Here is a 13,667-nt window from a genome sequence, read left to right on the forward strand (position 1 = left end):
TATACTGGAGGTCGTACGTCCTATGACAAACCATTGGATAACGAATGTTCGAGTCGCGCTTGCCGATCAAGTGCTGCCGCTGGCTTCCGTGCTTGTCGAGAACGGGCGGATCGCCGAGGTGAAGGAAGGGCGGCATGAGGCTCCGAACGGCATCGACGGCCAAGGCGGGCTGCTGATTCCCGGGATGATCGACGTCCACATCCACGGGGCGGACGGGTTCGACATGATGGACGGCACGCCGGAGAGCGTCGAAGCGGTGTCCCTCGCCTGCGCGAGGACCGGCTGCACTTCGTTTCTGGCGACTTCGGTCAGTTCGACGATCGGGCAGCTTCTGGCGATGATCGAGAGCGTGCGGCGTGTGGCCGGTCATGAGTCTGGAGCGCGAATTGCCGGAATCCATATGGAAGGCCCTTATTTGCATCCGAAGCGGAAAGGCATGCAAAACGAGCGCTACCTGCGGCATCCCGATCTCGCGGAAATGGAGGAGATCCTCCGGCAGACGGGCGAACTGATGAAGATGGTGACGCTCGCTCCCGAGCTTCCCGGCGGCAAAGAGCTCGTGGCGCATTTGGCTGCCAAAGGAATCATCGTTGCCCTGGCGCACTCCGACGCGACGTACGAGGAAGCGAAGGAGGCGTTCGCACTGGGCGCCAGCCATATGACGCACTGCTTCAACGGGATGCGGCCGATTCATCACCGCGAGCCCGGCCTCATCGTCGCTGCGCTTGAGGACAAGCGCGTCAGCTTGCAAGCGATCGTCGACGGCGTCCATCTGCATCCGGCCATCGTCCGGCTCATGCACCGGGTGAAAGGCCCGGAAGGCATGGTGCTGATTACCGATGCGCTTCAGGCGATGGGGCTTGGCGACGGAACGTACTTGTTCGGCGGTCATCAGGTGGAAGTGAAGGACGGCGTCGCCCGGCTGCAGGACGGCTCGCTTGCCTCCAGCACGGTCACGATGAACATGGCGCTCCGCCAAACGGTAGAGCTGGGCATCCCGCTGCATGAAGCCGTGGCGATGGCTTCGACTACGCCGGCCCGCATTCTTGGCTTGAGCGGCAAGGGGAGAATCGAGCCGGGCGCCGACGCCGATTTGGCGCTGCTGGATGCGGACTATAACGTCCGGTGGACGATGATCGAAGGCGAGTTCGTGTACGGCCAAGCGATCTAAACAAGCGATTGATCCAAAAAGGACAGACCGAGCGGAAGTTCACTCGGCTGTCCTTTTGTTGTTGGCAGGGGCTTCTCCCGGCAAAATCCATTCGCTCGACTGACGGAACATCGGCTCGAACGGCACGAAAATTTTGATCGGCAGCGGGTACGGATCGCGGATGCATTGCAGCATCGTTTTTGCGGCAACGACGCCGATCTCGTACGTCGGAATGTGGATCGTGGACAGTGGCGGAATCGTGTATCGCGACGGCTCGTTATCGTCGAATCCGACGATCGCGAACTCGCTCGGAATGCGGTAGCCCTTCTCGGCAATCGCCCGCATCGCCGCCATCGCCATAATGTCGCTTGCGGCAAAAACCGCCGTCGGCAAATCTTCGACGTGCTCGTCCAAATACCGCAGCATAAGCTGATACGCGTTATTCGGCTCCCATCCGGCGTCGATGATCCGATGGGGGCGGATCGGCAGCCCCGCCTGCTCCAAAGCCGCCCGGTACCCCCGGTAGCGCTTCTCCTTCTCGAATTTCCCGGATCGTCCGGTGCCTCCGATGAACAAAATGTCGCGGTGGCCTTGCTCGATCAGATGATGAACGGCCTGCCGCGCCGCTTCGACCCGATCGTACGATATCGTAGGAATGTCGGGGTCCGATACGTCGATGCCGACGATATGGCGCATGTGCTTTTTCAGATGGTTGTATAATTTGGCCTCGATGCCCTCGATGACGATCATGCCCTCGACCTGGCTGTCCTGAACGGCATGCTTCAAAATTTCCGGCTTTTTCAGCTCTTCCTGCGTATAGGTGAAGGCGATTTTATAGCCGTGCCTGGTCAGCTCCTTCTCGATGCCGTCGCAGATGACCGAGAAGTAAGGGTGATAGTGGCGGTTTTGAAGCGTGGACACGACACACCCAATGCCTCGGGCGGCTCTGCCGTCGTCGCCTGACGATTTGATCTGATAGCCGAGCTCCCGGGCGACGTCCCATATTTTTTGCTTGGTTGCGGTATTCACGGTCCGGTTGGCGTCGTTGGCCAAGACGCGGGACACCGTGGAGACGGACACGCCGACGCGGTCCGCGATATCTTTCAGTGTTGGCATAACGTAACCCCGCTTCTTATCGGATATTGATGAAATTTTGCCGCAAATTCTACTTTTCATGTTACGCAAAACGATGCGTCAGGTCAACTGAAATGATCACTGCAAAACGAAATATATTTTTGCAAAAATTGCCGCAAATAAATGAAAAATATTTGTTGACTTTGCGCAATGAAAGCGGTACATTTTGGATAGGAAATCGATTCCAATCCACGATGACGATCATGAGAAAGGGGAAATCGAATGAAAGGCGCACAACGATTGACTAAGGCTTCGCTTTTGGCCGCTCTGGGCGTATCCGTGGCACTGTCCGGCTGCTCGCAAGAGCCGGCGTCGGGCGGAGGTGACGGCAATGCAGGCGGAGGAGACGGCCCAAAAGTGAAGCTGGTGTTTTGGAGCCATCAGGCGGAAGCATTCAACGATAATTACAAGAAGCTGATCGACAGCTACATGAAAGCGCATCCAAATGTGGAAATCAGCTATCAAAGCTTCCCGTACGACGTTTATAACCAAAAGCTGAAAGCTTCGTTCTCCGCGCAAAATCCGCCGGACATCGCCGAGGTGTTCGGCACGTGGGTGCCGGAATATTCCAAGAACGGCCTGCTGTCGGAGGTGCCCGGCGGCGAAGAGGCCGGCAAAGCGTACTACGAGGCCCCGCTTGGCGGGTTTAAGTGGAACGGCAAGCTGTACGGGCTTCCGCTCGAATTCAATATCGAGAACGGAGGTATGCTGGCGCATCCGCAAATGTTCAAGGACAAGGGACTCGCTTACCCGCCGAAGACATGGACAGAGCTGGTCGAGAGCGCCAAGGCATTGACGGTGCGCGACGGCAGCGGGATGAAGGTGAAAGGGTTCGATTTCATCTCGGGGGACAACATTACATTTACGTTCCTGTCGATGATTTTGCAGCAGAACGGCAAGTATTGGGCCAGCGACGGCCATGTCAATTTCCAGACGCCCGAGGCGGTCAAAGCGATGACGGCGCTAAAGGATTTGGTTGTGCGGGATCAAGTGACCGATCTGACGGCCTTCGGGGGACAGCTCGATTCGTCCGACTACTTCTTCAAGGGCGGGGCGGCGATGACCTACCGGGGACCGTGGACGATTGCCGCGGGTCTCGACAATTACAAGGCGAAAGATTTCGAATACGTGCCGGTGCCGTCCTTTACCGACAATCCGCCGTCCTTTGCGGCCGAGTCCGGGTGGGGGCTGGTCGTCTCGAAGAAAAGCAAGGCGTCCAAGGAAGCGTGGGACTTCATTCAATTCCTCTCGTCGAAAGAAAATCTGAAGGCGTGGAACCTCGGCACCTTTACGGTACCGGCCAAGAAGGAGGTCGCGGAGGACCCGGAGTTCGTGAGCAAAAACCCGTTCATGAGGACATCCGTCGGCCTGCTGCCGCACGGGCAATGGATCGGTCTCATTTGGGACCGGGACTATTTCTTTAAGCAAATCAACGATCATTTCCAGCTTATGGTCAGCGGGAAGGTAACGGTGGAAAACGGATTGAAAGCGATCGAGAAGGCTGTTAACGAAAATCAAGATCAACACAAGTAAACCGGGAGTGTTCAGGGATGGAAAACAGCTCTAGTATACCCAGCAAGCCCGGCGGCAGAGTACTCCGGAGCGGCGCAGCCGCCCAATACCGCAAGGAAAAACGGTTCGCCTTCGTTTCCTTGACGCCGATTCTGCTGCTGTTCGGCCTGTTCGCCTTCGCTCCGATCGTCTGGAGCCTGATCTTATCGTTCTACAAATTCAGCCCGCTGGCGGACCAGTCACCATTTGTCGGATTGGACAATTATGTTCGGCTGTTTCACGACGCCATCTTCTTGAAATCGCTATGGGTGACGTTCAAATTCGTCGCATTCACGGTCGTCGTCAACATTGCGATTACGCTGCTGATCGCGCTAGGCATTCACCGGGTCCGGTCGCGGCGGCTGCGCAGCGTGTTCCGCACCGTCTTTTTCCTGCCCGCGATCGCGCCGCTCTCCGGGTCGGCCGTCGTCTGGGGGACGATGTTCAGCGATCACGGCCTGTTCAACCTGGTGCTGAGCAAGCTGCACATCCCGCCGGTGCATTGGCTAAGCGATCCGAACTATGCGCTGCTGTCGGTCATTGTCATGACGCTGTGGGCCGACATCGGCTACAATATCGTGCTGTTTATGGCCGGGCTCGATTCGATCCCCGACATGTACTACGAAGCGGCGACGCTGGACGGCGCGAGCCGGTGGCACATGTTCCGGCATATCACGCTGCCGCTGCTGAGCCGCTCGACGCTGTTCGTGACGGTTACGACCGTCGTCTCGTATTTTCAGGCGTTCCCTCAATTCCAGGTCATGACCAAGGGGGAGCCGTTCAACGAAACCCGGGTGCTCGCGCTGAACATCTACGATCAGGCGTTCGGCAACTCGAATATGGGCTACGCTTCGGCGATGGCGGCGGTGTTTCTGTTGATTATTTTGCTGGTGACGCTGCTGCAGCTCAGGTGGGGGCGGTCCCAATGGGAGCATTGAGAGGAGGCTGCGGAACATGAAAACGAAAACGACTCTATTCGACGGCGTGCTGATCGCGGTTTTGACCGTGGCCGCCTGCATCATGCTGCTCCCTTACGTGTGGATGGTGCTCTCGTCGCTCAAAAGCAACATGGAAATCATTTCCGCGTCGCCGACGCTGCTGCCCGAGCAGCCGACCTTCGCCGGGTACGAGACGGTGTTCCGGGAGGCGCCGTTCTGGAGATGGCTTGCGAACAGCGCGGTCACCTCGGTTCTGGTCACGGCCGCGACGCTGTTCACGAGCGCGCTCGCCGGTTACATTTTCGCCAAGTACGAATTTCCGGGAAAAAAGGCACTGTTCGTTCTCGTGCTGGGCACGATGATGATTCCGTTCCAGGTCATCATGATCCCGACGTACCTGATCGTTTCCAAGCTGGGCCTGATCAACCATCTGGCGGCGGTCATCCTGCCCAATCTGGTCAGCTCGTACGGCGTGTTTCTGGCGAAGCAGTTTATCGAGGATATTCCGAAGGATCTGATGGAAGCGGCCCGGATCGACGGTGCGGGCGAGCTGAAGGTGATGTGGCGGATCATTACGCCGCTGATTATGCCGATGCTGTCGGCGCTGGGGATTTTTACGTTCATGGCGTCGTGGAACAATTATTTGTGGCCGCTGATCGTGCTTAACGATACCGACAACATGACGGTGCCGCTCGCGCTGGTCTTTTTCAACGGGGCGCATACGGTCAACTACAATGTGGTCATGTCCGCCGCCGTGCTGATTACCGTTCCGGTCATTATCGTGTTCCTGATTTTCCAGAAGCAGTTCATTAAGGGTCTGACGATGACGGGGATGAAGTGAGTTTTACCTAAGTAAACAAAAGGATGGGAGAAGAGAGCGATGACAAAGATTGCGATTATCGGGGCGGGTAGCGCGTTTACCCGGGAGATTGTGGTGGATATTTTTGGTATTGAAGGTATGGACGAGGGTATCATTGCCTTGGTCGATATCGATCCGGCCCGGCTCGCCATTGCGCGCAGATTGGTCGAGCGAATTGTTGAGATGACCGGCAAGCACTGGCAGGTGCTGGCGTCGACGGACCGCCGGGAGGTGCTCGCCGGTTCGCATTTTGTGATTAACCAGATCGAGGTCGTCGGATTGGAGACGGTCAAGTACGAATTCGAAATTCCGCTAAAATACGGCGTCAAGCAGTGCATCGGCGATACGCTCGGGCCGGGCGGCTTGTTCAAAACGCTGCGCACGCTGCCGAGCTGGATCGAGATCGTCCGGGACGTGGAGGAGCTGTGCCCGGAGACGATCATTTTGAACTATACGAATCCGATGTCGGCGGTGACGCTGCTGACGTCGCGCATTACGGATATTCCGGTCGTCGGGCTGTGCCATTCGATTCAAAACTCGTCGCGCCAGCTGGCGAAGTATGCGGGCGTTCCGTACGAGGAATTGAAGTGGAGAGCAGGCGGCATCAATCACATGTCCTGGTTCGTCGAATTGACGCATCAAGGGAAAGATTTGTACCCGGTGCTGCTCGACAAAATTCAGGACCCGGAGCTGCTGCGCAAGGACCCGGTCCGTTTCGACGCCATGAAGCATCTTGGCGCCTTCGTCTCCGAGTCGAGCGGCCATTTCTCGGAATACATTCCGTATTACCGCAAAAGGCAGGACTTGATCGACAAGCATTGCAGCACGGGGTATAACGGGGCCACCGGCTTTTACGCGAACAACTGGCCGATCTGGCGGAAGAAGAACGACGAGGAAATTTTACAGCAGCTGTCGGGCGAGCTGCCGCTCGAGATGAAGTCGAGCCACGAGTACGCGGCCGTCATCATCGAGGCGATGGTGAAGAACGAGCCGAAGGTCATTTACGGCAACGTCGTCAACGAAGGGCTGATCTCGAACCTGCCGCAGGACGGCGTCGTCGAAGTCGCCTGCATGGTGGACCGCAACGGCGTCAATCCGTGCCGCTTCGGCCGGCTGCCGGAGCATTTGGCCGCTTTGTGCCGCAGCAACATGGCGTTCTTCGAGCTGGCCGTATCGGCCGTGCTGGAGCGGGACAAGGACATGGCGCTGCACGCGCTGATGGTCGATCCGCTTACCTCCGCCGTATGCTCGCTCGACGAGATCAAGGCCATGTTCGAGGAGCTGTATGAGGCGGAGCGCGCGTTCGTGCCGGAGCTGAGATAGAAAAAGGGAGGAAGGAACCATGACTGTCGTCGTGCTTGGCGAATTAAACGTAGATATCATTATTTCGGGGAACGATCTGATGCCCGAGTGGAACCGGGAGAAGCTGATCGACTCGTTCGACATCGTGCTCGGCTCCTCCTCGGCCATTACGGCGTGCGCGCTGGCCGCACTCGGGCGGGACGTCCGGTTCGTCAGCGTCGTGGGCGATGACGATTTCGGCCGGTTCTGCATCCGCGAGCTGGAGCGAATGGGCGTCGACACGGCGCATGTGAAGCGCGATCCGGGGCTGAAAACCGGCGTGACCATGTCTTTCTCGACGCCGAGCGACCGCGGGCTGATGACGTATCCGGGCAGCATTCCGATGCTTCAGCCGCAGGGTGTGCCGGACGCGCTGCTGGAACAGGCGGCCCACGTCCATTTCGGCTCGTATTTCCTGCAGGACGGCATGCGCGCCCATTGGAAGCCATTGTTCGAAACCGCGCGCGGACAGGGAAGCAGCACGTCGTTCGACACGGGATGGGATGTGCGCCAGCAGTGGCACCGGGCCTCGATTCACGCGCTGCTCGGCGCGACGGATCTGTTTATCCCGAGCGAAGAGGAGCTGCTGCACATTTATGGTGCCGCGACGCTCGAAGCGGTGTGGGAGCTGCTGCCGCCGGACGCGCGGCTGGTGGCGGTCAAACGCGGCGCTGCCGGCGCTGCGCTGTTTCAACCGGGCGCGACGCCGCTGTCCGTCAAAGCCTACGATATCGTCCCGGTCGATACGACGGGAGCGGGAGACGCCTTTAACGCCGGGCTGATCCATGCCTATCTGGGCGGCTTGCAGGGCGAAGCGCTGCTCCGCTACGCCAGCGCCTGCGGAGCGATCGCCACGCAGGGCGTCGGCGGGACGGGACGGCTGCCGACCGAGGAAGCGGTGGAGCGGTTGCAGACTTCCGTGGCGATCCGAAGCTAAAGCATGCGGGTGCATCTGCCTGATTTGCGAGCGTCTTTCTTTCGAGGGGGACGTGCGCAGTAGATTTGTTATGGGTGGCCTGTTTTCGGGGCCTTGTTGGAGGAAACGGCCGCCCGAAGTTCAATAAAGGAGGTGATGTTCACCGGGTGACAATGGTGGGTTTAGGGAAGTCTGCATGCAGCAGGGAGTAACTATGCCAATATCCAATCTTAAAGGAGATGAACGTTCGTGATTCGTATTCGAAAACAGGCGACTGGCATCATCGCAGCCGCCGCTATGCTTTTCGGCATGCTGGCCGTTAGTGTGGAACCGCCTCAGGCGCAAGCCAATCCCGTGACGTACTACGTGTCAACGACCGGCAGCGACAGCAATCCCGGAACGAGCAGCAGCGCTCCGTGGAAGACGCTCCAATATGCAGCCGATCATGCCGTGCCGGGCAGCACCGTCTATGTGCTGGGCGGCGTGTACAATCAGAAGCTGAAAATTACAAGATCCGGATCGGCCGCTGCCGGCCCGATCACCTTCGAGAGCTCTCCGGCCCAAGCGGCGATTATTGACGGAACGGGGCTCTCCGTGTCGGGCAGCGAGGGACTCGTTGACATTGCCGATGCCAGCTACGTTACGCTGAAAGGCTTCGAGATCCGCAACTACGCGACATCGGCTAAAGGCAAAATGCCGGTCGGCATTTTCGTCCGCGGTACGGGCAGCCATATCGAGCTTCGCAACAACAACGTTCATCATATTAAAAACACGGCGACGCTCGGCTCGGATTTGGCCGGCCGGGATGCGCACGGCATCGCGGTGTACGGCACGAAGGCGCCGGTGGCGCTGGAGCATATCGTCATCGACGGCAACACGCTGAGCAATCTGGTGCTCGGTTCGAGCGAATCCCTGGTGGTGAACGGCAATGTCGATAAGTTCGAAATTACAAATAATCTCATTCACGATAACGACAATATCGGGATCGACGTCATCGGCTTCGAAGGAAAAGCGCCCGATCCGGCCTACGATCAAGCCCGGAACGGTCTGATTCGCGGCAATACCGTCTACAACATCACCTCCAACAATAACCCTTCCTACGGCAAGTCGATTCCGAACGATTCGAATGCGGCGGGCGGCATTTATGTGGACGGCGGAAAAGACACCGTGATCGAGCAAAACTCCAGCTACAACAACGACATCGGCATCGAAATCGCCAGCGAGCATAAGGGAAAAGCGACCAGCGGCGTCACGATCCGCAACAACCTGGTGTACGGCAACCGGTACACGGGCATTGCTATGGGCGGATACGACAAGGAGCGGGGATCGACGGTCAACTGCGTAATCGTCAACAATACGCTGTACAAAAACGATACGAAGGACCTCGGCGGCGGCCAATTGCTGCTTCAATACGACACGCAGAATAACATCGTTAAAAACAATATTATGGTGGCCGGCTCATCCAATATTTTGATATATAACGAATATGCGAAAAACAGCGGCAATGTCGTCGACTACAACTTGTACTATGCGCCCGGAGGCGCTTCGAATGCGACGTGGACGTGGAAAAACAACGAGTATACCGGCTTTGCCGCCTATAAGTCGGGGACGGGGAACGATGCGCACTCGCTGTTTGCCGATCCCCAATTCGTGAATGCATCGGCAAACAATTTTCATTTGAAAGCGACCTCGCCCGCGATCAACGCCGGTTCGACGGAGCCGGCCATCATCGGTGCGGCCGATATCGACGGGCAGCCAAGAGTGCAGGGGAGCGGCGTCGATATCGGTGCGGACGAAGCCACGCCTTAACTTGAAAAGCGTTCGAGCGTACCGTTGAATTGGTGATGAAGCCGAAAAAGGAATGTGGATTCGGGCAGAAGAGACGATGCGAGGTTCCAGCGGCTTGGTAACCGAATAAGTCCCGGGAGAGCAACCGTATAAATGCGGGAGCTCTCCCTTTTTTATGTTTCAGGCGGTTATGGCTCAATGCCGTACTGCTCGATCTTCCGGTACAGCGTCGTCCGGCCGATGTCAAGCAGGGCGGCGGATTTGCTCAGGTTCCAGCCGGTGGATTGCAGCGCCCGCTGGATCGCCCCGATCTCCGCATCCCGTAATGTCGGCACGGATGAGCTGCTGTCATTCCGGCATTCGATGGCGTCCGTTGGGTCGAGCTCGTCAAAGTGCAAATGCTCCGGACGGATCGGGCCTTCTCCCGCAAGAAACGAAGCTTGCGTCAGCACGCCGTGCAGCTCGCGGATATTGCCGGGCCAGCCGTAGCGCAGCAGCTTGCGCTTCGTTTCTTCCGGCAGCTGGCGGTGCGGGCAGCCGTTCTTATGAAGCCAATGCTCGACGAGCGTCAGCAGATCGGTCCGCTCCCGCAAGGAAGGCAGCGTGATCTGGATGCCCTTCAGCCGGTAATACAAGTCCGCGCGGAAGCGCCCTTCCTTGATTTCAAGGGGCAGATGCTTATGCGTGGCCGCGACGATCCGCACATCGATGCGTTTCGCTTTGGTGCTGCCGACAGGCGTGACGGTGCGCTCCTGCAGCACGCGCAGCAGCGCCGCCTGTGCGCGCAGCGACATATCCCCGATCTCGTCCAAAAAAATCGTCCCCGTATGCGCCGCCTCGAATTTTCCCGTACTGCCCTCCCGGTTCGCGCCGGTGAACGCTCCGCGCTCGTAGCCGAACCATTCGCTTTCCACCAGACTGTCGGGAATGGCGCCGCAGTTTACGGCAATGAAAGGGCGGTCCGCCCGCAGGCTTGCCGAGTGGATCGATTGGGCGAACAGCTCTTTGCCCGTTCCGCTTTCCCCGAGCAGAAGGACAGGAATATCGGTGAGCGCCGCTTTGGAGGCGAGCTCCTTCTTTTCCACAAAATTCGGGCATGTTCCGGCGATATCGGAGAAGCTGTAGAGGCCGTTCCGGCTTTCCTGCGGCTTGCGGACGGCTACGGAGCGCCAGACGGTACGGCTGCTGTCTTGAATGGTTTTGACGGAAAAGCCCTCGAGGCCGGCGAAAGGTTTGCCGATCGCATCTTTGCCAACGGCCCGCAGCGCCGCCTGGTTCGCCCGAATGATCCGGTTATCCCTGTCGAGCGACAGCAGGGGAAGCGGGTTATGGTTTGCGGTAAATTCAAGCTCTTGAAGCGTAACGAGATGATCCTGCTTCGCTTCCTCCAGCAGCAGCCGGTTTTGCAGCGATTCCGCAACCATGACGGCGAGCGTCAGGCTGTAGTGGTGGTAGCTCTCCCGCTTGCCGCTGAAATTGATAACGCCGATCAACTCGCCTGTCGGACCGAAGATCGGAGAAGATGCGCAGGTGAGAAAAGCGTTGGCCCGGCAGAAGTGCTCAGCCGCATGGACGCGGACGGGGATTTTTTCGGTGATGGCGACGCCGATCGCATTGGTTCCTTTGCGCTTCTCGTCCCATACGGCCCCGACCTGAAGCTGAACGGCTTCCGCCCGCTTCGAGAAGCCGGGGTCCCCGGCAGCGTGCAGAATGCAGCCTTGGGCATCGATGAGCAAGGCCGTTTGGCCGGACTGCTGAATAAAAGGTTTGATGGTGTCGAAAATTTGCGAGGCATGGCGAACGAGCGTTTCATTTTCTTTCAATCGCTCCTGAAAGAGTTTTCCGGTCAGTAGACGGTCATCAAAAGGGTCGGTCGGCTTCAGTCCGTACCGCTGGCAGCGCTTCCATGAGCTGGCTACAACCTCCGAATAAGTCTGAATGTCCAAGGATGACAAGAAAGACACCTCCGGAAACATCGATATATGTATAGAATATCACAACCTGCAAAGGTTCACCATTTGTTCACAGCAATTGTTCTGTTTTGAACCAGAAAGAACGGAGGGAGTGTTCCGGAATGAAACAACTTTCGATAAAACGCTTACAAAACTTCCTTGTGCGACGCGCCTCTCACGTATTGGCACGCTTTTTGCTTTATTTATGGCGAAGTCAAAAATAAATAACTCAGGGAGGAATTCGTCAGATGAAAGCGGCCGTAGTGAATGAGTTTCACCAACAATTGGAAATTAAAGACGTCCCCGTGCCGGAGATCGGGCACGGCGAAGTGCTCGTTAAGATTAAAGCGTGCGGGGTTTGTCATACCGATCTGCATGCCGCTCACGGAGACTGGCCGGTCAAGCCGAAGCTGCCGCTTATTCCCGGGCATGAAGGCGTCGGCGAAATCGTGGCGCTGGGCGAAGGTGTCACCTCGCTTAAGCTCGGCGACCGCGTCGGGATTCCTTGGCTCTATTCCGCGTGCGGCGAATGCGATTACTGCTTGACGGGATGGGAGACGCTCTGCAAAAACCAGCTCAACGCAGGCTATTCGGTGGACGGCGGATATGCGGAATACTGCAAAGCGCCGGCCGCTTATGTGGCGAAAATTCCGGATAGCTTAAGCTACGTCGACGCGGCCCCGATCTTCTGCGCAGGCGTGACGACCTATAAAGCGCTCAAAGTGACGGGGGCGAAGCCCGGCGAGTGGGTTGCCATTTACGGCATCGGCGGGCTCGGCCATGTCGCCCTCCAATATGCCAAGGCGATGGGCTACCATGTGGCCGCCGTCGATATTCATGACGATAAGCTGGAGCTTGCCATGGCCTTGGGAGCCGATTTGACCGTCAACGGGATGAAGGAAGACCCTGCCGAAGCGATCGAGCGGGAGATCGGGGGAGCGCACGCCGCCATCAGCGTCGCCGTGACGCCGAAGGCGTTCGAGCAGGCTTACCGTTCGGTTCGCCGCGGCGGCACGCTGGTCGTCGTCGGACTGCCGAATGCGGATTTGCCGATCCCGATTTTCGACACGGTATTGAACGGCGTAACGGTCAAGGGCTCGATTGTCGGCTCGCGGAAAGACTTGCAGGAAGCGCTGGATTTTGCCGCCCGGGGCAAGGTGAAGACGAATATCGAGACGCAGTCGCTGGACCGGATCAATGAAGTGTTCGACCGGCTGCAAAAAGGTCAGGTCAACGGACGTGTCGTCCTGACGCTCGATTAACGGTACAAGGCATACATTCGAATCCGCAGCATACATCTGTATCAACAGATGCCAATGTCATAATCTATCTAATCCAACCGTGGGAGGACGAAACGATGATCTATGCACAACCAGGACAAACCGGAGCCAAGGTGACGTTCAAGAAGCGCTACGAAAACTTTATCGGGGGGCAATGGGTCGCGCCGGTGAAAGGGCAGTATTTTGAAAATATTACGCCTGTGACGGGTCAAGCCTTCTGCGAGGTTCCCCGCTCTACGGCGGAAGACATCGAGCTGGCCCTGGACGCAGCCCATGCCGCCAAGGACGCCTGGGGCCGCACGTCGGTGGCTGCCCGCGCGCAAATTCTGAACAAAATCGCGGACCGCATGGAAGCGAATTTGGAGCTGCTCGCCGTTGCGGAGACGTGGGACAACGGCAAGCCGGTCCGGGAGACGCTCGCGGCCGACCTGCCGCTGGCCATCGACCATTTCCGGTATTTCGCAGGGTGCATCCGCGCGCAGGAGGGCACGCTCGGGGAAGTGGACAATGATACGGTTGCTTATCATTTCCACGAGCCGCTTGGCGTCGTCGGGCAGATCATTCCGTGGAACTTCCCGCTGCTGATGGCGACGTGGAAAATCGCGCCCGCGCTGGCGGCCGGCAACTGCGTCGTGCTTAAGCCCGCAGAGCAGACGCCCGCGTCGATCCTCGTGCTCGCGGAGCTGATTGCCGACCTGCTGCCGCCCGGCGTGCTGAATATCGTGAACGGCTTCGGTTTGGAAGCCGGCAAGCCGCTC

At 58.1% G+C, this 13,667-nt stretch carries 10 protein-coding genes and 1 pseudogene; 9 read left to right on the plus strand and 2 right to left on the minus strand.

All coding sequences use genetic code 11. From position 1 onward, the window contains the following. Positions 1 to 22: 22 nt before the first annotated feature. Complete coding sequence (nagA, locus tag PEH01S_RS22830; RefSeq protein WP_127488222.1) at positions 23 to 1,171, plus strand: N-acetylglucosamine-6-phosphate deacetylase; 1,149 nt, start codon at positions 23 to 25, stop codon at positions 1,169 to 1,171. 39 nt (positions 1,172 to 1,210) lie between these two features. Here nagA and PEH01S_RS22835 read toward each other — a convergent pair whose 3' ends face one another. Further along, positions 1,211 to 2,266 (minus strand): LacI family DNA-binding transcriptional regulator, encoded by a 1,056-nt coding sequence (locus tag PEH01S_RS22835; RefSeq protein WP_127488224.1) that lies wholly within the window; start codon positions 2,264 to 2,266, stop codon positions 1,211 to 1,213. 240 nt (positions 2,267 to 2,506) lie between these two features. On the opposite strand from PEH01S_RS22835, the gene PEH01S_RS22840 reads away from it, so the two are divergent. From PEH01S_RS22840 to PEH01S_RS22865, 6 genes are all read left to right on the plus strand, one after another. Further along, positions 2,507 to 3,817, plus strand: a complete 1,311-nt coding sequence (locus PEH01S_RS22840; RefSeq protein ID WP_127488226.1) for an ABC transporter substrate-binding protein — start codon at positions 2,507 to 2,509, stop codon at positions 3,815 to 3,817. A 17-nt stretch (positions 3,818 to 3,834) separates the two neighbouring features. Further along, positions 3,835 to 4,773 (plus strand): carbohydrate ABC transporter permease, encoded by a 939-nt coding sequence (locus PEH01S_RS22845; protein ID WP_127488228.1) that lies wholly within the window; start codon positions 3,835 to 3,837, stop codon positions 4,771 to 4,773. Positions 4,774 to 4,789: 16 nt separating this feature from the next. Beyond that, positions 4,790 to 5,614, plus strand: a complete 825-nt coding sequence (locus PEH01S_RS22850) for a carbohydrate ABC transporter permease (protein ID WP_025852273.1) — start codon at positions 4,790 to 4,792, stop codon at positions 5,612 to 5,614. Between the two features lie 39 nt (positions 5,615 to 5,653). Next, on the plus strand, positions 5,654 to 6,955 hold the full coding sequence (gene melA, locus PEH01S_RS22855; protein ID WP_127488230.1) for an alpha-galactosidase: 1,302 nt from the start codon (positions 5,654 to 5,656) through the stop codon (positions 6,953 to 6,955). 19 nt (positions 6,956 to 6,974) lie between these two features. Beyond that, positions 6,975 to 7,910 carry a carbohydrate kinase family protein gene (locus tag PEH01S_RS22860; RefSeq protein ID WP_127488232.1) on the plus strand — a complete coding sequence of 312 codons (936 nt, stop codon included), beginning with the start codon at positions 6,975 to 6,977 and terminating at the stop codon, positions 7,908 to 7,910. 276 nt (positions 7,911 to 8,186) lie between these two features. Then, on the plus strand, positions 8,187 to 9,698 hold the full coding sequence (locus PEH01S_RS22865; RefSeq protein ID WP_127488240.1) for a right-handed parallel beta-helix repeat-containing protein: 1,512 nt from the start codon (positions 8,187 to 8,189) through the stop codon (positions 9,696 to 9,698). Positions 9,699 to 9,865: 167 nt separating this feature from the next. On the opposite strand, the gene PEH01S_RS22870 is transcribed toward PEH01S_RS22865, so the two are convergent. Next, positions 9,866 to 11,632 carry a sigma-54-dependent Fis family transcriptional regulator gene (locus PEH01S_RS22870; RefSeq protein ID WP_246063039.1) on the minus strand — a complete coding sequence of 589 codons (1,767 nt, stop codon included), beginning with the start codon at positions 11,630 to 11,632 and terminating at the stop codon, positions 9,866 to 9,868. 245 nt (positions 11,633 to 11,877) lie between these two features. Here PEH01S_RS22870 and adhP point away from each other — a divergent pair, with 245 nt between their 5' ends. Beyond that, complete coding sequence (adhP, locus tag PEH01S_RS22875) at positions 11,878 to 12,891, plus strand: alcohol dehydrogenase AdhP (RefSeq protein ID WP_025852282.1); 1,014 nt, start codon at positions 11,878 to 11,880, stop codon at positions 12,889 to 12,891. Positions 12,892 to 12,986: 95 nt separating this feature from the next. After that, positions 12,987 to 13,667: pseudogene (gene adh / locus PEH01S_RS22880) on the plus strand (aldehyde dehydrogenase); the annotation flags it as partial.

The sequence above is a fragment of the Paenibacillus ehimensis NBRC 15659 genome (assembly GCF_004000785.1).
Taxonomy (GTDB): domain Bacteria; phylum Bacillota; class Bacilli; order Paenibacillales; family NBRC-103111; genus Paenibacillus_G; species Paenibacillus_G ehimensis.